General features: G+C 70.0%; 18 protein-coding genes and 1 tRNA gene. 11 read left to right on the top strand and 8 right to left on the bottom strand.

Annotation, left to right across the window (positions count from 1 at the left end):
- Window positions 1-20 precede the first annotated feature (20 nt).
- From B085_RS49305 to B085_RS0115315, 4 genes are all read left to right on the top strand, one after another.
- Entirely contained in the window at window positions 21-191 is a 171-nt protein-coding gene (locus B085_RS49305; protein WP_158689739.1) for a hypothetical protein, read from the top strand.
- Window positions 192-294: 103 nt separating this feature from the next.
- Window positions 295-1,491, top strand: a complete 1,197-nt coding sequence (locus B085_RS42530) for a diaminopimelate decarboxylase family protein (RefSeq protein WP_018559444.1) — start codon at window positions 295-297, stop codon at window positions 1,489-1,491.
- Entirely contained in the window at window positions 1,491-2,693 is a 1,203-nt protein-coding gene (locus tag B085_RS42525; RefSeq protein WP_018559443.1) for an arginase family protein, read from the top strand. Before B085_RS42530 ends, B085_RS42525 begins: the two co-directional genes overlap by 1 nt.
- Entirely contained in the window at window positions 2,690-4,153 is a 1,464-nt protein-coding gene (locus B085_RS0115315) for a hypothetical protein (protein WP_018559442.1), read from the top strand. The genes B085_RS42525 and B085_RS0115315 overlap by 4 nt, the downstream gene beginning before the upstream one ends.
- Here B085_RS0115315 and B085_RS0115310 read toward each other — a convergent pair.
- Window positions 4,138-5,058: a GNAT family N-acetyltransferase gene (locus B085_RS0115310; protein WP_158689738.1), complete on the bottom strand. Its 921-nt coding sequence runs from the start codon at window positions 5,056-5,058 to the stop codon at window positions 4,138-4,140. The two genes, B085_RS0115315 and B085_RS0115310, sit on opposite strands and share 16 nt — an antisense overlap.
- Window positions 5,059-5,174: 116 nt before the next feature.
- Between B085_RS0115310 and B085_RS42520 the strand changes: the two genes are divergently transcribed.
- Both B085_RS42520 and B085_RS0115300 read left to right on the top strand, forming a co-directional pair.
- Window positions 5,175-6,620, top strand: a complete 1,446-nt coding sequence (locus tag B085_RS42520; RefSeq protein ID WP_018559440.1) for an ABC transporter transmembrane domain-containing protein — start codon at window positions 5,175-5,177, stop codon at window positions 6,618-6,620.
- A complete protein-coding gene (locus B085_RS0115300; protein ID WP_018559439.1) occupies window positions 6,620-8,380 on the top strand; it encodes an ABC transporter ATP-binding protein in 1,761 nt (586 codons plus the stop codon). Before B085_RS42520 ends, B085_RS0115300 begins: the two co-directional genes overlap by 1 nt.
- A 571-nt stretch (window positions 8,381-8,951) precedes the next feature.
- Here the strand turns inward: B085_RS0115300 and B085_RS0115295 are convergent.
- The 3 genes from B085_RS0115295 to B085_RS0115285 all read right to left on the bottom strand — a co-directional run bounded on the left by B085_RS0115295 (window position 8,952) and on the right by B085_RS0115285 (window position 11,347).
- Window positions 8,952-9,026 (bottom strand) — tRNA-Met (locus B085_RS0115295).
- 168 nt (window positions 9,027-9,194) lie between these two features.
- Window positions 9,195-10,634, bottom strand: a complete 1,440-nt coding sequence (locus B085_RS0115290) for a dihydrolipoyl dehydrogenase family protein (protein WP_018559438.1) — start codon at window positions 10,632-10,634, stop codon at window positions 9,195-9,197.
- 242 nt (window positions 10,635-10,876) lie between these two features.
- A complete protein-coding gene (locus B085_RS0115285) occupies window positions 10,877-11,347 on the bottom strand; it encodes a VOC family protein (protein WP_018559437.1) in 471 nt (156 codons plus the stop codon).
- A gap of 589 nt (window positions 11,348-11,936) precedes the next feature.
- On the opposite strand from B085_RS0115285, the gene B085_RS0115280 reads away from it, so the two are divergent.
- The 3 genes from B085_RS0115280 (at window position 11,937) to B085_RS45635 (ending at window position 16,213) form a co-directional block, all read left to right on the top strand.
- Entirely contained in the window at window positions 11,937-12,803 is an 867-nt protein-coding gene (locus B085_RS0115280) for a helix-turn-helix transcriptional regulator (protein ID WP_018559436.1), read from the top strand.
- 487 nt (window positions 12,804-13,290) lie between these two features.
- A complete protein-coding gene (locus B085_RS0115275; RefSeq protein WP_018559435.1) occupies window positions 13,291-15,390 on the top strand; it encodes a glycosyltransferase family 4 protein in 2,100 nt (699 codons plus the stop codon).
- Between the two features lie 211 nt (window positions 15,391-15,601).
- The gene (locus B085_RS45635; RefSeq protein ID WP_018559434.1) at window positions 15,602-16,213 is read left to right on the top strand and encodes an SMI1/KNR4 family protein; all 612 of its coding nucleotides are present in this window, start codon (window positions 15,602-15,604) and stop codon (window positions 16,211-16,213) included.
- Between the two features lie 78 nt (window positions 16,214-16,291).
- Here the strand turns inward: B085_RS45635 and B085_RS46930 are convergent, their stop codons facing one another.
- On the bottom strand, window positions 16,292-16,777 hold the full coding sequence (locus B085_RS46930) for a helix-turn-helix transcriptional regulator (protein WP_234018578.1): 486 nt from the start codon (window positions 16,775-16,777) through the stop codon (window positions 16,292-16,294).
- Window positions 16,778-16,909: 132 nt separating this feature from the next.
- On the opposite strand from B085_RS46930, the gene B085_RS0115265 reads away from it, so the two are divergent.
- Both B085_RS0115265 and B085_RS0115260 read left to right on the top strand, forming a co-directional pair.
- A complete protein-coding gene (locus B085_RS0115265) occupies window positions 16,910-17,761 on the top strand; it encodes a D-alanyl-D-alanine carboxypeptidase family protein (RefSeq protein ID WP_018559433.1) in 852 nt (283 codons plus the stop codon).
- Between the two features lie 762 nt (window positions 17,762-18,523).
- A complete protein-coding gene (locus B085_RS0115260; RefSeq protein WP_018559432.1) occupies window positions 18,524-19,840 on the top strand; it encodes a tetratricopeptide repeat protein in 1,317 nt (438 codons plus the stop codon).
- A gap of 277 nt (window positions 19,841-20,117) precedes the next feature.
- On the opposite strand, the gene B085_RS0115255 is transcribed toward B085_RS0115260, so the two are convergent.
- Genes B085_RS0115255 through B085_RS42505 form a run of 3 tightly spaced genes read right to left on the bottom strand, consistent with a single transcriptional unit; the run spans window position 20,118 to window position 24,048 of the window.
- Complete coding sequence (locus tag B085_RS0115255; protein ID WP_018559431.1) at window positions 20,118-20,912, bottom strand: hypothetical protein; 795 nt, start codon at window positions 20,910-20,912, stop codon at window positions 20,118-20,120.
- Window positions 20,912-23,224: an HAD-IB family phosphatase gene (locus B085_RS42510; protein ID WP_018559430.1), complete on the bottom strand. Its 2,313-nt coding sequence runs from the start codon at window positions 23,222-23,224 to the stop codon at window positions 20,912-20,914. The genes B085_RS0115255 and B085_RS42510 overlap by 1 nt, the downstream gene beginning before the upstream one ends.
- Window positions 23,221-24,048, bottom strand: coding sequence for a hypothetical protein (locus B085_RS42505; RefSeq protein ID WP_018559429.1), 828 nt, complete (start codon window positions 24,046-24,048; stop codon window positions 23,221-23,223). Before B085_RS42505 ends, B085_RS42510 begins: the two co-directional genes overlap by 4 nt.
- Between the last annotated feature and the right edge of the window lie 153 nt (window positions 24,049-24,201).

Here is a 24,201-nt window from a genome sequence, read left to right as displayed (position 1 = left end):
TCGTATGACAGGAGGCTGCAGTGGCAACGTCCTTGAACGAGCTGGAAGTCAAGCTCGCCGCAGCGTTCGAGGCGTCCGACTGGGACCTGGACGCCGTGGACCTGACCGAAGTGCACCAGCTCGAGGAGGCCGGCATCCGGCCGATCGAGATGAACGTAGGCCCGCTGGGCGGCAGTCGCCCGCGTACCTGACGACGCCTCCGGCGACGTCGTAGCACAACAAGCCTGGTAGGGCTGGGCAACCGGCCCCACCAGGCTCTCCTGTTCCAGCACTCACGGGGGCCGTGCCTTGGGGATGCCTACAACCGTCGAACCGCTGCTGTCGCAGCCCAAACGCCTGCTCTTCGACGCCGCGCGCGAGATCGGAACGCCGGCCCTGGTCTACGACTTCGTCGGCATCGAGCGGACGGTCCGGCGCATCCAGGAGGATCTCTCGATCGTTCCCGGCGCCGCGCTGAACATCGCGGCGAAGGCATGCCACACGCCGGAGGTCCTCGCCCACCTTGCGTCACTGGGTGTCGGCGCCGATGTGGCCAGTCCTGGTGAGCTCGAACTCGTCGAAGCCGCAGGGTTCGACGAGATCACCACGACAGGACCGGCCTTCTCCGCCGCCGACTTCGCCCGGTTCCGGGCCTCTGGTGTCACCGTCGACCTGGACTCCGTCGCGCAGATCGACCTCTACGGTGCCGACCATCCGGGCACCGATGTCGGACTACGTGTACGGATTCCGCTGCCTGCGGCACTGGAGGGCGACTCGACGTTCGGGGCCAACAGCCGTTTCGGTGTGTCGGTCACCGAACCGGCGGTGCACGCGGCCCTTGCCCGCCATCGGCTGCGACTGACCCGACTGCACATGCACACCGGACAGATGACCGCGCAGTCCCTGCTCTTCAAGGTGAACTACACGCTGACCATGGCCGAGGCGCTGCCCGATCTCGAGGTCATCGACCTGGGCGGCGGCTTCTTCCACCTGTACGCGGACCGTGGCCGGTCGATCGCGGCCTTCCGGCGGATGGCCGAGATGGTCGCCGCCTGGCAGAGCCGGACCGGACGTCGTATCAGCTTCCGCTGCGAACCGGGCGGCGCGGTACTCGGGGCCTACGGTTACCTGTTCACCACGGTCCGATCGGTGGAGGAGCATCACGACTACTACGGAACCCGGGTGGTGACAGTGGACACCTCCGCCTGGAACCTCGCGCCCTGGCACAGGCCGACAGTGCTGTCCGCGGATCCGGAGGGCGACGTGGCACCGACCGAACCCGGACTGATCGCCGGGAACACGCTGTACGAGAACGACTTCTTCGGCACGAACGTATTCGGCCGGACCGAACACTTCGACTTCCCCCGGGTGGCGCCAGGAGACCGGCTGGTGCTGACCGCGTCGGGCGCCTACACGATGACGAACTCACGGCGCTTCAACCGGCTGCCGCCGCCGACCGAATACTCCTTCGACGGCCGGCACCTGACGCGCCTGACCACGGTCGCGTTCTGATGGCCGACCGTCCGACGGCCGATACCAGGATGCTCGTGCTCAACCGCGACCTGGTCCGTACCGGCGCCGGTACCTTCTGGCTCACCGCAGAGGGACGCGAGATCTCCCTCGGCCCGTCCATGGCGACCCTCGGTTACCAGTTCGCGATACCCACCACGGTCGCGGCCGTCGTCGATGGCACGGGCATGGACAGCAGTGTGCTCACCGAGGCGGTCAACCGCCTGGAGGATCTCGGTGTTCTGGTGACCCACAATCCCGCGGGCCGTGCGGTGACCGGCACCGGCGGCCTGTTCCAGAGCCCGCTGCTCTCGGTCGCCGAGGCTCTCGCCGGAGGCACCAGCGATGTGGTCGTCTTCGGTGTTCCCTACGATGTCGGCGCATCGCACCGACCCGGTTCCCGCTTCGGCCCCGACTACCTGCGCAGGGTGAGCGGATCGCTGTTCCAGTACCGGCCCGAGGCCGGGTCTCCTACCGGTATGTGGGATCCCGTCCGGGGACGGCAGGTCCTCAGCGGCGTGCGGCTGGCGGATCTCGGTGACATCGACGTCGGCTCGGTGCTCACCCGCAACGCCGAGGCGTTCGACGTCACCGAACAGCTGACGTCGAGGATCACCGGCGCCGGTCGGTTCCCCGTCATGCTCGGGGGCGACCACTCCGTGGCTCTCGCCGCCATCCGCGGCGTGCTGCGGACGCATCCGCGCCTGGGTGTGATCCACATCGACGCGCACGCGGACTACGCGGGCCCTCGCCGGGACGACTGGCGGCAGGACTGCCACCACGGGAACTTCATGGGCTGGGTGGTCGGTGACGCGAGGGTCGAGCGGGTGGTCCAGTTCGGCATCCGCCAGCTCACCGCCACGGACACCGAGCCCAGCCCCAAGGTGACGCGGTGGAGCGGCCGCAGCGCCGCCCGGGTGCCGATCGACGAGGTCCTCGCCGACCTTCCCGAGGACCTCCCGTACTACGTGACCGTGGACGTGGACGGCTTGGACCCCGCGTTCATCCCCGCCACAGGCACGCCGCTGCCCGGCGGATTCACCCACACCGAGGCTGTCGCGCTGCTGGAGGGGCTGTGCGCCGCGCGGCGCGTGGTCGGCATGGATCTCGTAGAGCTCATCGCCGACTCCTCCGACCAGTCCGGCCTGGTGGCAGCCGACATCGTGCTTCGGACCATCGACGCCGCCACAGCAGGTTGCGGGTGAACACCGAGAGCGAAGAGTGCCGTCTGGAAGCCCAGGTTCTCGCCGAACTCGCCATCGCGGCGGGCGCCGACGAGTATCCGCAACTGACGAAGGTCGTCGACGACGCGCGAGCCGTCGCGGTCGGCGCGCTCGACCAGCCACCCGACCTCACGGAGCAGGAGCTCGACCGGATCGCTGTCGCGCTTCGCCGGGCCATCCTGCGGCGGGCACACGAGTGTGCGGACGAGCACTTCCGCTCGCCTGAACACGGCGTGGCCAAGGTGCTGCCCTCCGGGGCCCGGCTGCACCACAGCTACGAACGCGGCGCGACCGCGGAGCATCTGGAGGAGCGGATCGCTCGCAACGCGGGCAACGCGGCCGGCTGGGCGAGTGAGCACGTGGTGTTCTCCAGCGCGATGGGTGCCATGTCGGCGTTGCTCCAGTGCTACCGGGCGATGACCCAGCCGACCCACGATGCGCCGTTGCGGCTCGGAGCGTGGAGCAGTTACTTCGAGACGGACATGCTGCTCGAACTGTGCCGCGGCGAGACGACGGGGTGGGAGAGCCTCGACGATCTCTACGGTGCGACCGCCTCCGGTCGCTACCAGGCCCTACTGGTCGAACCGGTCCGCTACGACTGGGACGCCTCCGTCATGGACATCGCCGCGTTCGTCCGCGCCTGGCGCTCGGCCGCGCCGCGCCCCCGTACGCTGATCCTGGACAACACCCTGGCCTCGTTCACCTGGCCGACCGAGCGTTTCCTGTCCGCGCTGCCCGACGGCCTGCCCCACCTGGTCGTCGAGGTCCGTTCCGGCCTCAAACTGGACCAGCAGGGGCTGGAACTGGCCAATGCGGGCGTGGTCTCCGTGTACTCCTGTCATGAGAACGCGGGGACACCCAGTGCCGGACAGTTCGCGGCCTATCTGCGGACGGCCCGGGCGCTGGGCGGTACGGCGCCCTCGATGGACGGCCTGGCGGCCATGGACACGGCATTCGTGTTCGACCGGGGCTGGACGGCGCGGCATGCCGGGCAGGTCTTCCTGCACAACAAGGCGCTCGCCGAGGCGGTGAGCGGTCACGGCGGCCTGTTCTCCCGCATCGCCCACCCTTCCCTGCACGGGAGTTCGCCGTTGCGGCACGGGCCATTCGTGGTGTGCCGGCTCGCGGACGACACCATCGAGAACCACGGACTGCTCCTCGCGGTCATCAACGAGGAGGTCCGCCGGCAGCGGCTTCTCCTCACCTGGGGATCGAGTTTCGGCTTCCGGGGGCACCGGTACGAGACGATCCTCCCGCGCGTGAGCGAACGACGCGGCCTGTTCAAGGTCGCCATGGGATCGCGGGGAGGTCCGTCCCTGCGGGCGGCGCTGGAGATGATGTGCCGACTCGCCGCCTATCCGGACTTCGCGGCGTTGCGACGCGACTATCCGGATGTGCGCCCGGTGGACCTGATGCGCATGGCCGGTCAGGGGCAGGAGTAGACAGTCCAGTGCTGCACGGGGATGAAGCCCGCCTGCCGGTAACCGGTGAGGTCCGCGTCAGGACGGTCGACCACGAGCCCGACGGCGATGCGCTGGTAGCCGTCACGCTTGTACTGTGCCGAGGCATGGGCGAGGAGCGCCTCGGACAGACCGCGTCCCCGAGCCCGTCGCCGCGCCGCCAGACCCTGGACATACACCTCGCGGGCACCGCGTGCCTTGGCGTCGGCCTCGAAGTAGCAGGCGAGCAGGAGGGCCTCGACCTCCCCCCGCGCCTGGTCCACGGTGGCGAAGGACAGGTCGGGCCGATACGCCGCGGCGTTCGTCAGCCTGGCCCAGTCCAGCTCCGAGGCACCGAAGGCGTCGAGATAGCAGGACTTGACCGGATCCCCGGGCAGCGAGTCGACACGTGCCAGGACGACGGCCGAGTCGGGTACCGCCACCGTCCGCTGCTCGGCGTCGAGGGGACGCTCGAGGTCGACGAGCCAGGAGCTGGGCTCGAAACCGTGCCGTTCGAGCAGGGTGCGGTATCCCGGCACCCGGTCACTCGCCTGAACGCGAAGCCCGGCTCGTCCCGGGAGCCCGGCGCTGCGTGTCGTCGCCCAGGCGAGCAACGCGCCGCCGATGCCGCGGCCGCGGAACTCCGGGTCGACAACGCCCTCGTAGGCGAGGGCGGGGCGGCTCTGGCCGTAGGTGCGCGGACGCACCAGGGCGTATCCCACCATCCGTCCGCCGTCCCAGGCCGAGAAGGTGCCGAGGTCGAGGTCGAGGCCCGGTTCGGTCAGCTGGCCCGCGATGTCCTCGAGGTCGTAGTGCTCACCGACCCGGTCGGCACGCTCGGCGCGGTCCAGAAGGTCCGCCCAGGGCAGCACGTCCTCCGTGCTCAACGGCCGCCAAGAAAAGTCCATTTGATGATCATATCTGAACCGGGCCGGCATGGCAGCCCGCGCGGTACCGGAAAGGCGATGTGATGGCAGGGACCCTTCGGTTCGTCGGCTGGGCTCTCGCCGGCCATCGCCGAGGGATGGCGTTCGCCATCCTGCTCGGTGTGCTGGCCAGTACCGCCGAGAGCCTCGTGCCGATCACCGTCGGCAGTGCCCTCGACGCCTCTTTGACGCACTCGTCCCAGGCCGTCCTCGGCAGTTGCGGTGTGCTCGCCCTCCTGCTCGCCGTCCGGATCGGCGGCAGCGTCGGCCGGTTCAGGATCCTGGGCGGCGTGCAGATCCTCGTCAACTTCCGCCTGGTCGACCGGATCTCGAGGCACGTCGCGGACGCCGCCGTGCCGGTGTCCCGATCTGTCGCCCCGGGCGAGGTCGCCACCGCACTGTCCGTGGACGCCCCGGCGATCGCGGCGCTACCGATGGCCCTGGCCTCACTCTTCGGCGCGTGCGGCGCGTACACCGTGATCGCCGTGTACCTCCTGGGCCGCTCCGTGCTGCTCGGCTGCCTGGTGCTCTTCGGGGTTCCTGCGCTGGTGTTCTGCCTGGGGCGGACGCTGCGCCCGCTCGAGGAGCGGCAGACCGCTCACCGCGAACTGCTCGGCGCTCTCACCGTGGCCGGCAGCGACATCGGCCGGGGGTTGCGGGTGCTTCGGGGCATCGGCGGAGAGCGGATCGCCGGGCGGCGCTACGCGGCCCGGTCCCAGCAGGTACGGAAGGCCGGGATCGCGGTGGCCGGTACCCACGCGCTCCTCGACGCGGCCCAAGTGCTCTTCCCGGGCCTGTTCCTGGTGACCGTGCTCTGGTTCGGCGCGCGCCTCGCGCTGGCCGGCACGCTCGCCGCGGGCGATCTGGTCGCGCTCTACGGTTGCGCCGCCTTCCTGGTCCAGCCCATCGCAGCGATGGCCGGCGCCATCAGCGCCCTGGCTGCGGCCAGGACCGCGGCCACGCGCATCAGAAGCGTCCTCGCGGTCGGCGACACCCAGGAGCCGCTCGCCGCGGCGGAGGTCGCCGGGGATCGCATCACCGACCATCCCAGTGGCGTATGGATACAGCGGGGCGACTTCACCGTGGTCGACACCACGGGCCGCCATGGCTCCGAACTCGCCCGTCGGCTGGCGAGGGCACACACAGGTGCCGTGCTCGCCGATGCCGTGCCCTACCTTTTCGCCGGCCCCCTCCGCGAGGTTGTCGACCCCATGAGACGGCACGGCGACGCCGCCATCGGGCGGGCCCTCCACACGGCGGCGGCCGACGACGCGGTCAAGGGCCTCGCCTCGGGCCTCGACACCGAGATCGAGGAGGCGGGCAGCAACCTCTCCGGCGGCCAGCGCCAGCGCATCGCACTGGCCCGCGCCCTGCTGCCCAAGCCCGAGCTGCTGATCCTGGTGGATCCGCTCACGGCGGTCGACGCGGTCACCGAGGCGAGCGTCGCGGAGCGCCTCTATTCCGAGCGTCGTGGCCTGACGACCGTCGTGATCAGCGGCAGTGCGACGTTGGCCCGGGTCGCGGACCGGCGGGTGAGTGCCTGATGCCGGTGACCCTGCCCATCGCCGACGATCCGACCGTCCGGCGCGAAGTCCGGCACCTGCTGACCGCCCACCGGTGGCCGATCGTCTTCCTGACCCTCGCGCACGCCGCCGCCGTCGCCGCCGGCCTCGTCGCCCCCTGGCTGCTCGGCGTCCTCGTCGACCGGGTCGCCGGGGGGCACCAGGCCACGCAGGTGGACCGGCTCGCCCTCGCGATCGCCGCCAGCGTGCTGGCCCAGGCCGTGACCCGGTGGATCGCCAGCCGCATGGCGTTCGTCCTGGGTGAGGACGTGTTCCACGAGCTGCGCTCGACATTCACCGACCGTGTGCTCGGGCTGCCGCTCTCCGCCGTGGAGCGGACCAGCACCGGTGACATCGCCTCACGGACCACCCACGACATCGAGACCGTCGCCGACTTCGTCCGCATCGGCATCCCCGAAGTGATGACGGGCACTTTGAGCGTGCTGCTCTCCCTGACCGCCGCATTCGTCGTCGACTGGAAACTCGCCCTGTGCTGCCTGCTCGGCCTCCCCGTGATCGTCACCGCCACCCGCTGGTTCACCAGGCGGGCACGCCCCGCCTTCGCGACCGAGCTGGCGACTTACAGCACAGTCAACGCGTCGGTCATCGAGACCGTGCAGGGGGCCAGCGTCGTGGAGGGGCTCGGCATCCGTGCCCCACGCCGGGAGAAGATGGCGATCAGCGCCCGCGAAGCCCGCGACGCGCAGTTCGTACCTCTTCGGTTGCGGACCCGTTGGTTTCCCCTCGTTCAGCTCGGCTACCAACTGCCGATGCTGTGTGTGCTGCTGGTCGGAGGGATGCTGGTCACCCAAGGAAGGGCCGGCATCGGCCAGGTCGCATCCGTGTCGATGTTCCTCACCCTCCTCGTCGACCCGCTCGACGACCTCGTCTACTGGTGGGGCGACCTGCAGATGTCCCGCGCCGCGTTCGCCCGGATCACCGGGGTGGGCCTCATCCCGTCGGACCGCGGTGACAAGGACGTGGAACTCGGCGACGGACGCGTGGTGCTCCGTGACGTGTCCTTCGCCTACGACCGCGGCATCGATGTGCTGAGCGAAGTGAACCTCGACATCGCCGCGGGGGAGCGGATCTGCGTGGTCGGCGCCTCAGGTGCGGGGAAGTCCACGCTCGCGCTGCTGGTCGCCGGCGTCTACGCGCCGTCGGTGGGTACGGTCACCCTCGACGGGCACGCTCCACATGAGCTCACGTCCGACGCGCTGCGCGACCACGTGGTGATGGTGACCCAGGAGGACCATGTGTTCGCCGGCACCGTGTCCGAGAACATACTGCTGGGACGCGAGGATGCGAGCAGGCAGCAGATCACCGATGCCCTGTCCTCGGTCGGAGCCCAGGGATGGTCGGCCGAGTTGCCCGACGGCCTGGACACAGTGGTCGGAGACGGCGGCCACGAGCTGACCCCCGCGCAGGCACAGCAACTCGCTCTCGCGCGCGTGATGCTGAAGGACCCGAAGGTGATCGTCCTAGACGAGGCCACCTCGATGTTCGACGGATCCCAGCGACGCGAGGCCGACTCCGGCCTCGCCGGACTCCTGGCCGGACGCACAGTCATTTCGATCGCGCACCGACTGGACAGCGCGCTCACCGCCGACCGTGTCGTCATGCTGGATGAAGGCCGCATCATCGAGACCGGGGACCACCAGGAGCTCCTTGATCGCCAGGGCCGGTATGCCGCGCTGTGGCGAGTGTGGGAGAACAATCAGAGCACTCCTTTGGACATCTGAGTTTGTCCCGTTTCGATGCACGTCGCCGACTGGGTGGTGATCAGGCCGCGTGTGCGGTTCACGGGCCCGACAGCCCCGGCCCCGTCCGTCCGCATCTGATGGTCGGTCGAAGCGCTGGTAGGGAGGGCGATCACCGTCGTGTGCCGCCGACGGCAGGAGTGTCGCGGCAGGCATGTGCGGCCGTGACCCGTATGGAGGTCCTGGAACTGCGCGGGACCCGGGGCGGCTGTTCGATGGTCGACAGCGGCCCGGCGTGGCCCCCGACACGCCGGGCTCCATACGCGCCCCACGACGGCTTGGCCGTTGGAGCTCACCGGAGTCGACATCGCACAGTTGCACGATGGGCGCGCGGCCGTACTGCACCAGCCGGCGGCCGCGGGGCGCCGCTACCGACGGCGCCCTCCTGCCGGTACGTCTCCTCATCGACGCCTGGACTCGGCCCCGGCGGGCTCCGTGAGCCCCGGGGCACACGGGACGAAGTCCCCCGCCCCCGGAGCTTCGGCCGGCCCAAGCGGCCACGCACGGCACCGGCCCCTGCCCGACGGGAAGTCGGGCAGGGGCCGGCTATTTGTAGCGGGGGCGGGATTCGAACCACGCGACCTCTGGATTATGAGCCCAGCGAGCTACCGAGCTGCTCCACCCCGCGTCGGTGCAGTCAGCTTACGTTCCTCGGGCCGACCGTGCGGGGCTTTGTCGCGGAGGCGTGCCGGTACCGGCCACTGGGACAGGGGAGCGCTTCTCACCTCACCTGCAGACGACCGAGTCACCTGGCAGAGTCCAGGCCGGGACGGCCCGTATGCCGGCCGGGGCGAGCTCAGCCGCGGTAGGTCTCCAGCAGCCGCAGCCAGACCTCGCCGAGGGTGGGGAAGGCGGGGACCGCGTGCCAGAGCCGGTCGAGGGGCACTTGGCCGGTGACCGCGATGGTGGCCGAGTGCACCAGTTCCCCGACGCCGGGTCCGGCGAAGGTGACGCCCACCACGGTGTTGCGGTCGGTGTCGACGAGCATGCGGGCCCTGCCGCGGTAGTCCTCGCCGTACTGATGGGCGCCGGCGACGTGGGCGAGGTCGTAGTCGACGACCTCGATGCGGCGCCCGCTCCGCTCGGCCTCGCGGCTGGTCATGCCGACGGAGGCGACCTCGGGGGTGGTGAAGACGACCTGGGGGACGGCAGCGTGGTCGGCGGTGGCGACATGCGCGCCCCAGGGCGCGTCGTCGACGGGCTCCCCCTTGGCGCGGGCGCCGATGACGGCGCCGGCGACGCGGGCCTGGTACTTGCCCTGATGTGTCATCAGGGCGCGGCGGTTGACGTCGCCGACCGCGTAGAGCCAGCCTCCTTCGACGCCGGTGACACGGAAGGTGTCATCGACGGTCAGCCAGTCGCCGGGGGTGAGACCGACGCTCTCCAGGCCGACCTCGTGTGTCTGCGGGGCGCGGCCGGTCGCCAGCAGGATCTCGTCCGCGACCAGCTCCCCTCCGTCGGAGAGCGCCATCCGTACCTCGCCGTCTTCGCCGCCTTCGCGGGTCACGGAGGTGACGGTGGTGTCGAAGCGGATGTCGACGCCTGCTTCGCGCAGTCCGTCGGTGACCAGTTCGCCGGCGAACGGTTCCATCCGCTCGAGCAGTCCGTGGTCGAGGACGAGCATGGTGACCTGGGAGCCGAGGGCCTGCCAGACCGTGGCCATCTCGACGGCGACCACACCGCCTCCGACGACGGCGAGGCGGCCGGGCACCTTGTCGGCGCTGGTGGCCTCGCGGCTGGTCCAGGGGCGGACGGTGTCGAGTCCGGGGATGGGGGGCAGGGCGGCGCGGGTGCCGGTGGAGACGGCGACGGCGTGCCGGGCCGTCAGGGCGACGGTGTCGCCGTCCGGGGTCCGCACGGCCACCTGCTTGGGGCCCGTGAGGCGGCCGTGACCCCGTAGGAGATCGACCGAGACCGAGTTCAGCCAGTCGACCTGGTCCTCGTCCTTCCAGTACGAGGACATCTTGTCGCGGTGCGCGAGGACCGCCTCGACGTCCAGTGGGCCGGCGACCGCCGGGTCGAGCCCGGGTATGCGGCTCGCGTCGGCGCGTGCCACCACCGGCCGCAGCAGTGCCTTGCTCGGGTCGCAGGCCCAGAACGAGCACTCGCCGCCGAGGAGCTCGCGCTCCACGATCACGGTGCTGAGCCCTGCGGCGCGGGCGCGTTCGGCCACGTTCTCGCCGACCGGCCCTCCGCCGATGACGATCACGTCGTAGGTACGGGTGGTCTCGTTCATCACGCTGTGGTCCTCACTGTTTCGTTCGTCATTGCTTCCGTGACTCGCTCGGGCACTGCTGCGGCGGCGGCCCGCATGCTGCCGTGTCCGCCGTCACCCCGCCGCCGGACGGCCCCTGGGCCGCCGCGCGCCGCGCGCCGCACGGGGTCGGCGGTCGGGGATGGCCGGCCCGGGCGGCGCGGAGCGGCGTCGCATGGCCCGCTGGGCCGGGGCGGGGCCTTGGACGGTGGCCGGCGGGGTTGTCAGCGGCCGGGGAGGCGCTGCGAGACCTCCTGGAGCACCCAGCCGTTCCCGTCCGGGTCGCTGAAGGTGAGGAAGGAGCCGTAGGAGGAGCGCTCGGGGTGCGGGCCGGGCAGCCGCTCCTGGCCCGGACTGCGGTGGGTGACGTCACCGCCGCCGTGGCCATGGAAGAAGAGGCCGGCGTCGTGGAAGATCTCGCTGACCTCGATGCCGCGTGCGGTGAGATCCGCATGGGCTTCCTCGATGTCGGAGACGATGAGATACAGGCCCTGGAACGAGCCGGGCGCGATGGACGTCATCCCCTCGCCGAAGATGATCGAGCACTCGGAGCCGGGCGGCGTGAGGTGCACCGCTCGGAATGCCTCGTCGGCCGTGTAGTCGACGTCCAGGCGAAATCCGGCCTTCTCGTAAAAGGCCTTGGCCCGGTCGGTGTCGGAAACGGGCAGCACGATCATTTCGAGCTTCAGGTCCATGGGAGATTTCCTTCTTCTTGGCGATTCCGGCGTGCAATGCCAGAGAACCAGCCGAGAGAGCGCTTCGGATCGGTGCAGCAGGCCTGCTTCGGACGTGGCCCACCGGTCCAGGTACTGGCAGGCCCCCCCGGCCGCATTGCTGAGGAATGGGTGCGGGAAGTGTCGCGAGAACCCGGGTGACCTCGCGCCGGCGTCGGCCCTGGGCGGCGACGGCGCATGCGGCGCCCCGTGGCCGGTTCGGCTCGCGCCACAGCGCGGGCGTTCGGCACCTGGGGCCTTGCCGTCGCCCGAGCGTGGGGCGGCGGTGGCCGGCGCGGGCGGCTGGCGGCGCCGATCGCCGGACCGTGTCTGCCGTCATGGCGGCGACCCGGCCTCGTCTCGAGCGTTGTGAATATTCCGGGAACCTCCGAAAAGGCGCGGCCGGCGTGACGGTGGATTCAATACGCCAGGATTTTCAAAAGGCGTCCGCCCGTCGAGGCCAGCCGCCTTGCCGGCGGAAATCGGTAGGGCTCTGTTCGGCTGTTTGCGGGCCTGGCCCTTTCCGTCGGCCGTCTTGCTGGAATGGCGCATCGAGGACTAACCTCAAGATATGGCCAAGGTGTCGTCCGCTTCGGGTGACAACAAGGAGCTGAGCGACTTTCTGCGTTCGCGGCGCGCCAGGGTGACTCCCGAGCAGGCCGGAGTCACCCCGGGAGCGGGTCGCCGCGTCCCGGGACTTCGCCGCGAGGAGGTCGCCCTCTCGGCCGGACTGAGTGCGGACTACTACATCCGCCTGGAGCGCGGACGGGTGGCCAACGCCTCCGAAGCGGTGCTGGAGGCCGTGGCCCGGGCTCTGCTGCTGGACGACGTCGAGCGTGCGCATCTGTTCGCCCTGGCCAGGCCGCAGTCCGTCGTCACGGTCAGCCGGTCCGCTCATCCCCGCCGGGTGCGTCCGGGCGCCTACGCGCTGCTTGAGGTGCTCCGGGACACTCCTGCGATGATCCTCGACGGCCGTATGGATGTCCTCGCCCTGAATGCGATGGCTCGCGCGATATTCGCCGACTTCGAGACCATGCCGATCTCTGAGCGCAATTTGGCGCGATTCATGTTTCTCGACCCTGTGGCGCGTGAACTGTTCGTCGAGTGGGAAATGGCGGCCCGCATGGTGGTCACAGGTTTGCACCTGTATGCGGGCAGGCGTCCCAACGATGCGCAACTGACCGAGCTGATCGACGGACTGTCCGAGGCGGACGCGGACTTTCGCCGATGGTGGGCCGCGCACGATGTGGAGGCGTTCTCCCACGGTACGAGGCACTACCGGCACCCCATTGTCGGCGAATTCACCCTGAACTATGAGACCCTCATATTTCCGGGTGACCCGGACCAGTGGTTGTTCGTGAGCACGGCCGAACCGGGCTCACGTTCTTCCGAGGCCCTGCGCGCTCTAGCCCGCCGGATCGACGACACGGACACCTAGGCCTTGTCGTCACATGCCCTCCCCCAACCTTCGGCCGGGGGTGCCCCCACTCAGCGACGCCTGGCACTGCGCTCCCCCAGCTCCGCTGGGAGGTGCCCCCACGCTGCGTTGTCGAATCGTCCGAGTAGCCCACTACGAGGACGATCCTCCGCCTTGCGATGCACCGCACCTGGGGGCCCCTCCCAGCGTCAGCTGGGGGAGCTCATTTGACGACAAGGCCTAGCACGGGCCCGACGGATCGGCTGCGGCACTCGGGTTCCCGGGGAACTGCTCCAGCGCTCTCCCCGCGACGTGACGCTGCTCAGGCGCGGCCACTGTGCCGGTGCCCGTATCGACGGCACCGGGCGGTAACGGAGGCGTTCGCAATGCGATCACGGGCGCCTGCCGGGAGCGATGATCTACTCTTTGACAGTTCCCGACTGGCCATGCCTTCATGGCGTGGCGTTCACGGACTGTTTGGGTGCGGGGCAGCGACAAGGGTGGATCGATGAAGGTCTCGTTTCTGATCAACAACGCGTACGGTATCGGCGGCACCATCCGCTCGACCGCGAACCTCTCCGCTGGCCTCGCCGAGCGACACGAGGTGGAGGTCGTCAGCGTCCACCGGGTCCTGGACGAACCGCCGCTCGCCCTCGACCCGCGGGTCAGGCTCGAGTCGCTCATCGACATGCGGCCGGACAGTCCGACGTACGAGGGCGAGCACGAGCTCACGCAGCAGCCGAACAGCATGTTCCCGGAGTCGGGGGTGGACTTCGGGCGGCTCCGCTTCACGGGGCTGCACGACCAGCGGATAGCCGACTACCTGGCGCGCACCGACGCGGACGTGGTGGTCGCCACCCGTCCGATCCTCAACGGGTACCTGTCCCGCTACGGGCAGAGCCACTACGTGAGGGTGGGACAGGAGCATCTGACCCTCCACTCCCACAGCGATCAGCTGCGTGACGACCAGAACGCCGCGGTGGTCGGCCTCGACGCCTTCGTGACCGTTTCCGAAGCCGACGCCGCCGACTACCGCGCGGCCCTCCCGGGCTTCGCCGACCGCGTCGTCTGCGTCCCCAACGGCGTGCCGGCGCCTGCCGTCGAGATGTCCGCCCTGGACAGCAAGACGATCATCGCCGCGGGTCGGCTGGTGGCGGTCAAGCGCTACGACCGGCTGATAGACGCCTTCGCGAAGGTGGCGGCCGAGCGTCCGGAGTGGACTCTGCGAATATACGGGCGCGGCCCGATGCGGGCCGCGCTGCGTGAGCAGATCGACGCACTCGGTCTCTACAACCGCATCTTCCTCATGGGTCCCGTCTCCCCGATCGAGACCGAGTGGAGCAAGGGTGCCATCGCGGCCGTCTCCTCGGACAGCGAGTCCTTCGGTATGACCATCGTCGAGGCGATGCACTGCGGAGTCCCGGTCGTCGCGACGGACTGCCCGCACGGCCCGGGGGAGATCATCACCCATGGCCAGGACGGGCTGCTGGTGCCGCTGGACGGCGGTCCCGACGCGTACTCCCAGGCCCTGCTCCGCCTCATCGCCGACTCCGACCTGCGCCGGCGTATGGGCACCGCGGCACAGGCGAAGGCCGCGACCTACGCCCCGGCCGTGATCGCCGCACGCTACGAGGAACTCTTCGAACGCCTGCAGCGGGAGCGCCGCAGCCGAAGCTCGCTGGCCACCCGGCTGCGCACCTCGCTGCGGGCCCTCGTCCCTTCCTCGGGCAGGAAGGACAAGCCGCAGCCGGTTGACGCCGAGCGGCCCCCCGTCCCCCGTGGCCACGCGGCCGCGACGCCGGACGGCGGGTTCGTGGTCCGGATCGACCTCGACACCATCCCCCGCACCAAGCCCGTCGACTTCGTCGCCCGCCTGCGCCGAGACCCCGAGCGCCGGCAGATCCGGGTACCGCTGGAGTTCGCCGCCACGGGCGAGCAGCACGCGACCGCACTCGTCGAGCGTGCCGCCCACCAACTGCCCGAGGGCCGGTGGGACTGCTATGTGCGCGTCCGCGGAACCAAGGAGCGGCACCGCGTCACCGCCGAACTCGTCGAACAGGCCCGGCTGATCCCCCTCGCGCCGGTGGTCGGCACCGACGGCGTCTCCTCGTGGATCCCCTACGCCACCAGCGACGGCTTCCTCGCCGTCCGGACCTGGCTGCGCCCGGCGCACGGCGAGGTGGAGTCGGTCGTCATCGGTGAGAACGAGGCCACCGTCGCGGTCCGGCTGCTCGGTGATGCCCGGCTCGCGGACACCGCCGACGCCACCGTCCGCGCCGTCTCCCGGGAAGACACCGCCCACGACTTCGAGGTACCGGTTCGCCTGCTGGGCGACGACCGCTGCGAGTTCGTCCTGCCGTACCGCGAGGCCATGGAACGGCGCGGCGCCGAACACGACTTGTGGGATCTGCGGCTCCAGCTGGGCGACCGGACCGTGCCTGTGGGACGGATCATGGGCGATCTCGTCGAACGCAAGAAGACCGACGCCTTCCCGCCGGTCCTGCTCGACCACGCGGAGCGCGGCGCCACCCGGATCAAGCCGTTCTTCACGATCAGCAACCACCTGGCGCTGAGCGTCAGGGACGCCGCCGGGGACACGGACGTCTGAGCGGCCGTAAGCACGATCTTGCCCTGGAGGTGTCCCCGGGCCGCGCGTTCGCGCGCGGCCCGGGCATCCGTGAGCGCGAACCTGCCGCAGCAGCCGGTGCACGGGCCCCCGGCGTGCGCGCGGCGCACGGTGACCGCACCGGGGAGACGCGCCCGAAGGGCGCGATGGGCGGAGTCCGCCGGCTGCCGGGCACATTGCAATACTTCGGGCCATGACCTCGATTGATCACGACCTGCACCAGGCCTGGGACCGTATCGGTACGTGGTTCGAGGGTCGTCTCCGAAAGGCCCCCGTGAGAGCGGCTGCGGACGACAGCCGACTGCGTGCGGCCGAGTCAGATCTGGGGGTGAGTTTTCCCGCCGACCTGGTCGCGTGGTGGACCCTGCACCGGGTCAGCGCCGACTACTGGATCCCGGATGCGTTTGCTCCGATGGGCTTGGAAGAAGCTCTGGAGACGCGGGAGATCTGGTTGCTCGTCGCGGAGCAAGAAGGGAGTTCCGTGGTCGGGAACGGCGAACCGGAACCGCGCTTTCTGCCCTCGTTCCTGCCGATCGCGATGAGCCCTGGCGGTGACGGCCTCATCGTCGACTTGCGGCCCGGTGATTCGTACGGCGCGGTCTTCCTGTGGGACCACGAGACCTGGGTCCTCGGAGTGGAACTGTGGAGCTCGGTCACTGCGATGCTCCAAGACGTCGAAGCCGCCGTCCATTCAGGGTCGCCGGCCCTCCTCCGGCATGCTTCCCTCGGCGGCACCGTACAGCCGTGCGTCGCCGTCGTGGACGACGTCGGCGCTCTGGACTGGGAGGTGGCGGAACAGCGATAGTGCGTCGCAGTGCGGCGATCGGCACCTCTGGTGGGGCTGGAGGGGCCGTCTGCATGAGGCGCTGGAGATCCGCCCCTGTTACGAGGGCTTCGGTGCATGAAGGACGTCAAGGCGGGCGACTGACGCTCCGTGGCCCGCGGCTGGGGACAGCGCGTGCCTGGGCGCGGTGGTCAGACAGGGGCGGCGGCTGCGCCGGTCGGGGTCGGGTTCCCTTCGGTGCGAGCGGTTGCAGTTGAACTGGCCGGGCGGCTGTGAGCGTGCGCGGTGGAAGGCCTGGCTGAAGGCGTAGCCGGAGTAGCCGACCGCGGCGGCGATCGTGTCGAGGCTGTTTTGGGTGTCACATAGGCGGCGGGCGGCGAGGTCCATGCGCCAGCGGGTGAGGTAGGCGCCGGGTGACTCGCCGGTCGCAGCCGCGAAGCGGCGGTCGAGAATGGCCCGCGAGACTCCGGCTTCTCGTGCGAGGGCGGCGGTGGTCCACGGCCTGGGCGGTAGCGGGTCGCGGGGGCGCGTCGCTCCGCCGCATCCGGACGTCCTTGCCCTGAGCTGTGGCGCGACTTTTCTCACGCTGATCGTGCATCCATTTGATCCGCTCGGGAGTCCTATGGGCTGGCGGCCTCGTTTTGCCGTCAACCCGTAGGAGCATTTGGGGTACAAGCTTTGAAAAACGGCATAAAAATTACATCTCGCTTGGCTACGGTGACCATCACCGCGGGAGCCGTGCTGTCCGCTGGAGCGCTCACCGCTCCGGCCCAGGCGGCCACGTTGGCGGTGCCCACGATCACCGCCAAGGGCGGATTCGTGATGAACAACGGGACCGGCAAGACCCTCTTCTCGAAGGCTGCCGACACCCGTCGTTCCACCGGTTCCACCACCAAGATCATGACCGCCCGGGTCGTGCTCGCCCAGCCGCATCTGAACCTTGACGCCAAGGTGACGATCCAGAAGGCCTACAGCGACTACATCGTCTCCAAGGGCGCCTCCTCGGCGCGCCTGATCGTCGGCGACAAGGTGACCGTCCGTCAGTTGCTGTACGGGTTGATGCTCCCGTCCGGCTGCGACGCGGCCTACGCCCTCGCCGACAAGTTCGGCACCGGCTCCACGCGGGCCGCACGGGTCAAGTCGTTCATCGGCAAGATGAACTCGACGGCCAAGAGCCTGGGTCTGAAGAACACCCACTTCGACTCGTTCGACGGCATCGGGAACGGGGCGAACTACTCGACGCCCCGCGACCTGACCAAGCTCGCCAGCAGCGCGATGAAGTACTCCACCTTCCGCGCCGTCGTGAAGACCAAGTCGACGAAGCAGAAGGTGACCACGAAGAGCGGTGGCTACCGCTACATGTCGTGGACCAACACCAACACGCTGCTGAAGAGCTACTCCGGGACCATCGGCGTCAAGACCGGTTCCGGCTCGGTTGCCAAGTACTGCCTGGTCTTCGCCGCGACCCGTAACGGCAAGACGGTCATCGGCACCGTTCTCGCCTCCTCCTCGGCGACCAGCCGTGCGACGGACGCGACGAAGATGATGAACTACGCGTTCAAGAAGTAGGCGCGCCCGCTGGAACGAAGGGTCTGCCCGTGACCGAGAGGTCGCGGGCAGACCCTCTTGCCGTTCGCCATCGGACACCTCATCCCCGGGCGGACGGTGGACGCGGTGCGCACGGCCCTCCCGAACGATGACATCCAGCAGGCAAGCGGGCAGGCGGGCACGCGAACGAGACGCCGGAACGTCGTGGCTGATCCCGCCTGCGGGCGGTTCGGGTCCCGGCTGGAGGCGAGGCCATGCGTCGGCGACTCGCCTGTGGCGTCGCCTGCCTTCGACGGCTCGGCACGTCATTCCGGAACGATCAGTTGGGGGCAGGGGAAACCATGGCGAAAGAACGAGTGACGGTCTGTCTGCCCCCCTGCGATCCGGGCGACGTGCAGGACGCGATCAGCGCCGCCATGGCTCCGTACGACAGGGCAACCGGGTGCTTCACCTGCGCTATCAGGTGTGCCGTTGACCGATCCGAGCAGGCTGCCTCGGCTCTCGGGCCCCGACCGGCCGACGCCGATGGCAGCTGCTGATGGGCCTGACGGCAAGAACTCGCCTGGTGGAGCAGGGGGCGGACGCGAGTGACGGCAACGGCGAAGTCCCAGCACCGCGTGGCCTGTCGCGGGTGGCGTGGCGTCATGTCGGAGGTCATTGGCGTGAGTCCTTCGCTGCGGCGCGGTCGGCGGAGAGGCACCGACCGGCGGGGGAGCGTCATCTCGGTTGTGCTGGATTCGAAGCCGCCCGTGATGTCGGCGGCGGGCGTTAGGGTCCGTGGCTGTGGACGCCACTGATCTTGACTATTGGGCCTGGACGCGGTCCGGCCGCATCCCGCCGGAGCTTGTCTCGCGGCTCCTCGAACGCGGCCATGTCGCCGTCGTGGAGCAGCAGGCGGGACGCGGGGAGTGGAACTGCGCCCTGGCCTGGGCGCGGTTGCTGGGTGAGCGGGGCCGGCAGGCCGAGGCGCTGGAGGTTCTCGCCCCGTACCGGGCAACCGGCTGGTGGACCGCCGTCGTGGCGGTGGCCGATCTGCTGGAGAGCTGGGGTCGCGTCGAAGAGGCCATCGAGATCACCCTGGCCCGTACGAAGGCCGGGCATCCGATGGCGCTGGAGTTCTACACCCGGCTGCTTGCCCGGCACGGGCGCGCCGAGGAAGCGTTCACCCTGTTGCGTCCGTACCTCGGTGAGCGGTCCCTCACCGTCGCTCTGGTCGATGTCGCCGCCGCGGCCGGCCGTGACGAGGAAGCCGCCGAGCTGCTCGTCCCCCTCACCGGGCACCGATGTTCCGACTTTCCGTGGTGCTGCCGAGGGCTCGACCGCGACACGGTGATCGCGCTGATCGCAACGGTTCGCGAGCGTCAGGGCCGCACCGACGAGGCGATCGCTCTGCTGTCCGACGGCGGCACCATGCCTCGCGGCAACCGTGAGCAATGGGCGGCGCTCCTGGCGCGGCAGGGCCGGCTCGGCGATCTGCGGGCGGCTGCGGCGAACGACGAGTCCGGGTGCGTCGTGGACCGGCTCGCGTGGTTGCTCGAGGAGCGCGGCGACGTGGAGGGGGCGATCGCGGCGTACCGGCAGGCCGACCGAACGGTGGCCCACGGAGCCGACTCGGCTTTCCAGCTCGCCCGGCTCTTGGCCCGGCACGGTCGGGGCAAGGAAGCCGTCGACGTGATGCGTGTCCGGGCCGACGGCCGGAACGGGAACGAAGGGGTGCTCCATGTTCTGTCCGAGCTGTGCCTGGAGCAGGGTCGCCCCGGGGACGGCCTGGCACACCTCGACACGCTTGCCGCTGCCCGCGGGGGCGAGGTGGAGTGGGAGCTGTACTGGATACGGCTGCCGCTGATCGCCGCCCGTGACGGCGTGGACGAAGCGATCGCACAGGCCCGCTCCCACTCCGAGGGCGCCACCTCGTACGCGGCGCCGCACATCGCTGAGCTGCTGGCCGGCGCGGGACGCATCGAGGAGGCTGTCGCCGTCCTCGAACAGCACGCCCCCGAGAACAGCCATGACCTGGCCGGGTACCTCATCGACCTCGGCCGCGTCGAGGACGCCCTGGCCGTCCTGCGACAACGGCGCACCCCGGCGACAGGGGATTGACAGGAAGCCGGACCGCGCATCGCCGCGTGCCTGGCGAACCCGAAGCCCTCATTGGCGACGGCGAAACAGGCGAAGCCCAATGCGCCGAAGCCGGACCGGACCGCCGCGATCCACGCACGGCGCTGCGCCTCACGGACAGCGATCCCGAGGCATCCCGAGGCGAAGAGGACGAGGACGACCGAACCAGTCCAGTGACCAGGCATCGGCAGATGATGCCACGGCGTGCTGATCATGGCCAGGCCAGGCCAGGCCAGGCCAGGCGCGGGGACGGGCGGGATCAGGCGGCGATCCCGCGTTTGTCCATGGAGTCCTCCACGATGCGCAGCCCGTCGAGCCCCGGCAGCTTCGCGATGTGTGAATCGATGTCGCGGATGAGCTTGCGGCCCTCCGGGCCCGCGAAGAGGTGGGTCATGACGTGCGTGACCTCGCTCTCCGACATCACGCCCGAGCCGACCGGGCCCCAGGCCTTCTCGAGCGCGAACCGGGCCACCTTGCGGGCCTTCTGGCTCGCCGCGAGCCGATCACGCGCCTGCGACGCGTAGAACGCGACGTGCTTCGTCTCCTGCTGCGCGATGCGCTTGAGCAGCGGCACCAGCACCGGGTGGCTCTCCAACGCGGCGAGCCGCTGGTACGCCGCCGTGGCCGACCACTCGTTCGCCGCGCCCCAGGCCATGTGCACCGCGACGAAGTCGGGGCCGATGAGGCGGCTCATCGCCGTCTGCTTCACCGTCCCCAAGCGGTCCTTCCAGCCGAGCTTGAGACGGGTCGCCTTGAGCTCGTCGAAGCCGATGCGGACGCCGTGGCGTTCGAGCACGGCCGCGAGCGCCTCGCCGTGCCAGAACTCCTCGCGGTTCCACATCGTCATGAAGGTGCCCACCGCGGGCTCGTTGTGGGACGGGGTCGTCAGCAGATCACGCATGTAGCACACCGTGTGGTATTCGATGTCGCACATGTAGCGCAGCGTGCGCAGTGTCCCCTCGGGCAGCGGGTGGCGCTCGAACTCGTCGAAGTCGAGGTCGGCCCACTGCACTCCGGTGGAGTTCTTCGCGTACTTGTCTATGTCGAAAGCCATCAGTCGCTCTTCCCGTCGGTGCGCGGCATCGTCGGCCGTGCGGCGAGGACCTCGCCGCGTACACCCGAACCGCTCCTCTTCCAGCGGTGGATGTCCCAGTTCCTCTTGTGTGACGCACGCGTGAGTTCGGCGTCGGGGTTGATCGCCGAGGGCTTGCCCAGCAGCGACAGCCACGCCAGGTCGGAGTGGCTGTCGCCGTAGCCGTAGGAGGCCGCGAGGTCGTAGCCGCCCTCCTCGGCGTACCGCCGAAGCCATGCGGCCCTCGCCTCGTCGACGAGCGGCGGCTTCGTCAGGTAGCCGGTGAGCACACCGTCCCTCACGTGCATGGAGCTCCCGACGACCTCGTCGAACAGACCGGCGAGCGGAGCGGCGAGCAGGCCGATGGAGCCCGTGACCAGGACGGTGCGGTGACCTGCCGCACGGTGCTCGCGGATGCGCGCCACAGCGTCCGCGCACGTGTGCCGCAGCATCGTGTCGGCGTAGCCGCGTCCCACGACCTCCTCGAGACGGGCGACGGGCATGCCGCGGTAGCGGCGCAGGAACGCGCGGATGAACTCGCCGCGGTCGCGCCTCTCGGCGCGCAGGTAGCCGGGCAGCGCCACGAGCAGGTCCGCGACCTCCTTCGGCCAGGCCGCCTTGCGGAAGCCCGAGGTACGCACCCAGAGGTACTGCTCGACGAGGTTGGAGTCGAGGACGGTCCGTTCGAGGTCGAAGACGGCGAGCACGTCGGTCCGCCGTGGCAGCTCCGGTTTCGGGCAGGTGCCCGCCGGACGGGCGGCCGCGGTCTTCCGGCGGCGGTGGGCGGCCGTCAGCTTGCTCAGGGAGGGGAGGTGCACCTTCTGCAGGTACTCCTCCCAGTCGATCCGCCGCACATCGAAGCCGCGGTCCTCGCGCACCTCGGCGGGAAGCGCGTTGTTCAGCGCGCGGGCGTTGCGGTCGTCGAAGATGATCTCGGTCCGCACATAGGCGCGATAGAGGTCGGTGAAGTTGCCGAGGGTGGCGATGCCGGCGCGCAGGCGGGCGTTCTGGGCCGCGAGAGCGCGCTTCCGCTCGTCGTTCGGCAGTATCCGCAGCCCGGCGTCCCACAGGTCGGCCTTCTTCTTGGCGAGCAGAAGACGTCGGTTGAACTTGCGCTCGCCCGCGAACTTCCAGGTCGGTACCTCGACGAAACCGTCGTCCCTGGGCAGCGGGTGCCGCGTGTAGTAGTCGCGTACGTTCTCGTACATGCGGTGGAACGGCAGCGGATTCGACGCGCCCGAGGCGATGTGGAAGTACGCCGGCTCGTCGGCGGGTGCCGGGTTGGCGGCCGCGGCGAGGATGGCGTTGACGACGAAGTCGACGGGGATGACATCGAGGATCGAGTCGGGCAGCCCCGGGAAGTCGGGCAACTGGCCGCGGCCGTAGGCGAAGATCAGCGGGTCGGCGACCTTGAAGCCGTCGATCCAGCCGGGGAACGGATGCCGGAGGGCGCTCTCGATGATCGCGGGCCGGACCACCGAGAGCCGGTGTCCGGCCTCGCCCCAGAGGTCTTCGGCGGCGCGTTCCGCGAGTGCCTTCGTCAGTGTGTAGACGTCGGTCCATCCCAGGCTCTGGGCGCGCCTCCGGCCGGCGTCGACGAGGTGGGAGCGTACCCACTCGCGCCGGGCGTTCTCACTCGCGCGGGCCGCCGCGATCGGGCCCTCCTTGCCGTGGTCGCCGCGGGCGCGGGACATGAACCGCTCGAGCCGCGCCGGTTCCCGCGACGTCAGCTCGGTGCGTTCCTGGGCCTGTGTCGCGGAGCGCCACTCGGTGCGCCAGTCGACGTCGTGCTCGAGCTTGCCCTCGGCCACCACACCGCGGCGGAGCCCCCCGACGTAGCAGGTCGACACGTGGACGACGTGCGGGTCCGAACCGGAGGCGAGGAGCGCCTGGTAGAGGCTGACGGCACCGTTGACGTTCGTGTCGAACGCCTCGTGGATGGGAGGGTCGAACGAGACGGTCGACGCCGAGTGGATGACGAGGTCGAGGTCGGAGGGCAGCTCCGGGATGCCGGTCATGCTGCCGTCGAGCACGGTGATCCGCTCAGCGGCGACACGGTCGGCCTCCTCGGCCCCCACGGCCTCTCGCCAGGTCCCGAACACGGGCTTGCGCAGGAGCCGCCGGAGCCGGTCCTGCCCGGTTTGTCCGCCCTTCCCGCGCACGAGGAGCGAGATGCGGGTGGCGGGGTGATCGGTGAGGAGCCGCTCCAGCACGGCTTGGCCGACGAAGCCGGTGGCGCCCGTGAGCAGGACGTGCGCGGTGCCGAGTTCGGTCTCGGCGGTGTGCGGGATCACGGAAGGAGCCTCGATTCCACGGTGGACGCGACACCGGGACCGATGCCGGGGAGCGCGGCGACCATCGCGCGGATCCGGCCCGCCTCGGCCCTTCCGCTCGGGTCACCGAAGACATGGCGTTCGAAGAAGGTGCGCTCGTGCCGGGAGCGGTCGACCGAGCCGAGTGGCCAGGCGGAGTGCCGTAGGGCGCGACGGGTGATGCGCCGGGCGCGGACCGAGTGCCCGAGTCGCAGTTCCGCCTCCTCCGCCAGGAAGTGGATGTGGCGCTGTTTGATCTCCACCACGGGTTCGATGATCGACGCCATGGCGGGGGAGACTCCGGCCAGACGGCGGTAGGCCGCCCGCGTGATCCATTCGTCCACGAGGCTCGTCGTCACGTGCCCGGCGACGATCTGCGTACCGGTGATGTTGGCGATGAGGGAACGGCGGATGGGCCCACGGCGCTCGCGGCGCTCCGCCATCACCCGCCGTGCCGGGCCGGCGCTCGAAGGGAGGCCGCGGGCGGCGGGTGAGGCGTCCAGGACCGCGTCGAGGGCGTCGGCGATCCAGAAGCGCTCGAACATCCACGTGGTGAGGAACGCGGTGACCCGGGCGTCCTTGTGCGTCGCCGTCACGAGGAGGTTGCGCACACGGTGCAGCGTCGTACGTTCCATGTCGCGCAGCGCGCGGACGAGGCGGACGGAATCGGTGTCGAGCGGCTCTTCGGCGAGCGACGCGAGATCGAGCCTTCCGCGGTGGCTGCCGTGTGCCGTGCGGGCGAACTCCCGCACGTCGAAGCCCGCTTTCCCGGGCGGCGCGGGCGTCGCCTCGTCGTTTGAGTTCATGCGCGGGCTTTCTGGAGGCCGGAGTGGGGCAACTTGCTGGTGGCCCCTGAGCGTGCGAGACACCGTCAGTGGCTATGGCGTGTGACCAGGGGACCCGCGCATGTGTGACACACGGCCCGGCTCCGCTCGGAGCGGATGGTGCGTGTGATGGGA

This window comes from Streptomyces sp. BoleA5 (genome assembly GCF_000373665.1).
Lineage (GTDB): Bacteria > Actinomycetota > Actinomycetes > Streptomycetales > Streptomycetaceae > Actinacidiphila.
Note: the sequence above shows the minus strand (reverse complement) of the source record. Positions and strands in the feature narration are given on the sequence as shown.

Bases quoted from the DNA above. Each gene is read 5' to 3' on its own strand.
- B085_RS0115275 (WP_018559435.1), top strand. From the start codon at position 13,291: ATGAAGGTCTCGTTTCTGATCAACAACGCGTACGGTATCGGCGGCACC.
- B085_RS0115280 (WP_018559436.1), top strand. From the start codon at position 11,937: ATGGCCAAGGTGTCGTCCGCTTCGGGTGACAACAAGGAGCTGAGCGAC.
- B085_RS0115255 (WP_018559431.1), bottom strand. From the start codon at position 20,912: ATGGCTTTCGACATAGACAAGTACGCGAAGAACTCCACCGGAGTGCAG.
- B085_RS42530 (WP_018559444.1), top strand. From the start codon at position 295: ATGCCTACAACCGTCGAACCGCTGCTGTCGCAGCCCAAACGCCTGCTC.
- B085_RS0115300 (WP_018559439.1), top strand. From the start codon at position 6,620: ATGCCGGTGACCCTGCCCATCGCCGACGATCCGACCGTCCGGCGCGAA.
- B085_RS42520 (WP_018559440.1), top strand. From the start codon at position 5,175: ATGGCGTTCGCCATCCTGCTCGGTGTGCTGGCCAGTACCGCCGAGAGC.
- B085_RS0115310 (WP_158689738.1), bottom strand. From the start codon at position 5,058: ATGGACTTTTCTTGGCGGCCGTTGAGCACGGAGGACGTGCTGCCCTGG.
- B085_RS0115285 (WP_018559437.1), bottom strand. From the start codon at position 11,347: ATGGACCTGAAGCTCGAAATGATCGTGCTGCCCGTTTCCGACACCGAC.
- B085_RS45635 (WP_018559434.1), top strand. From the start codon at position 15,602: ATGACCTCGATTGATCACGACCTGCACCAGGCCTGGGACCGTATCGGT.
- B085_RS42525 (WP_018559443.1), top strand. From the start codon at position 1,491: ATGGCCGACCGTCCGACGGCCGATACCAGGATGCTCGTGCTCAACCGC.
- B085_RS42505 (WP_018559429.1), bottom strand. From the start codon at position 24,048: ATGAACTCAAACGACGAGGCGACGCCCGCGCCGCCCGGGAAAGCGGGC.
- B085_RS0115290 (WP_018559438.1), bottom strand. From the start codon at position 10,634: ATGAACGAGACCACCCGTACCTACGACGTGATCGTCATCGGCGGAGGG.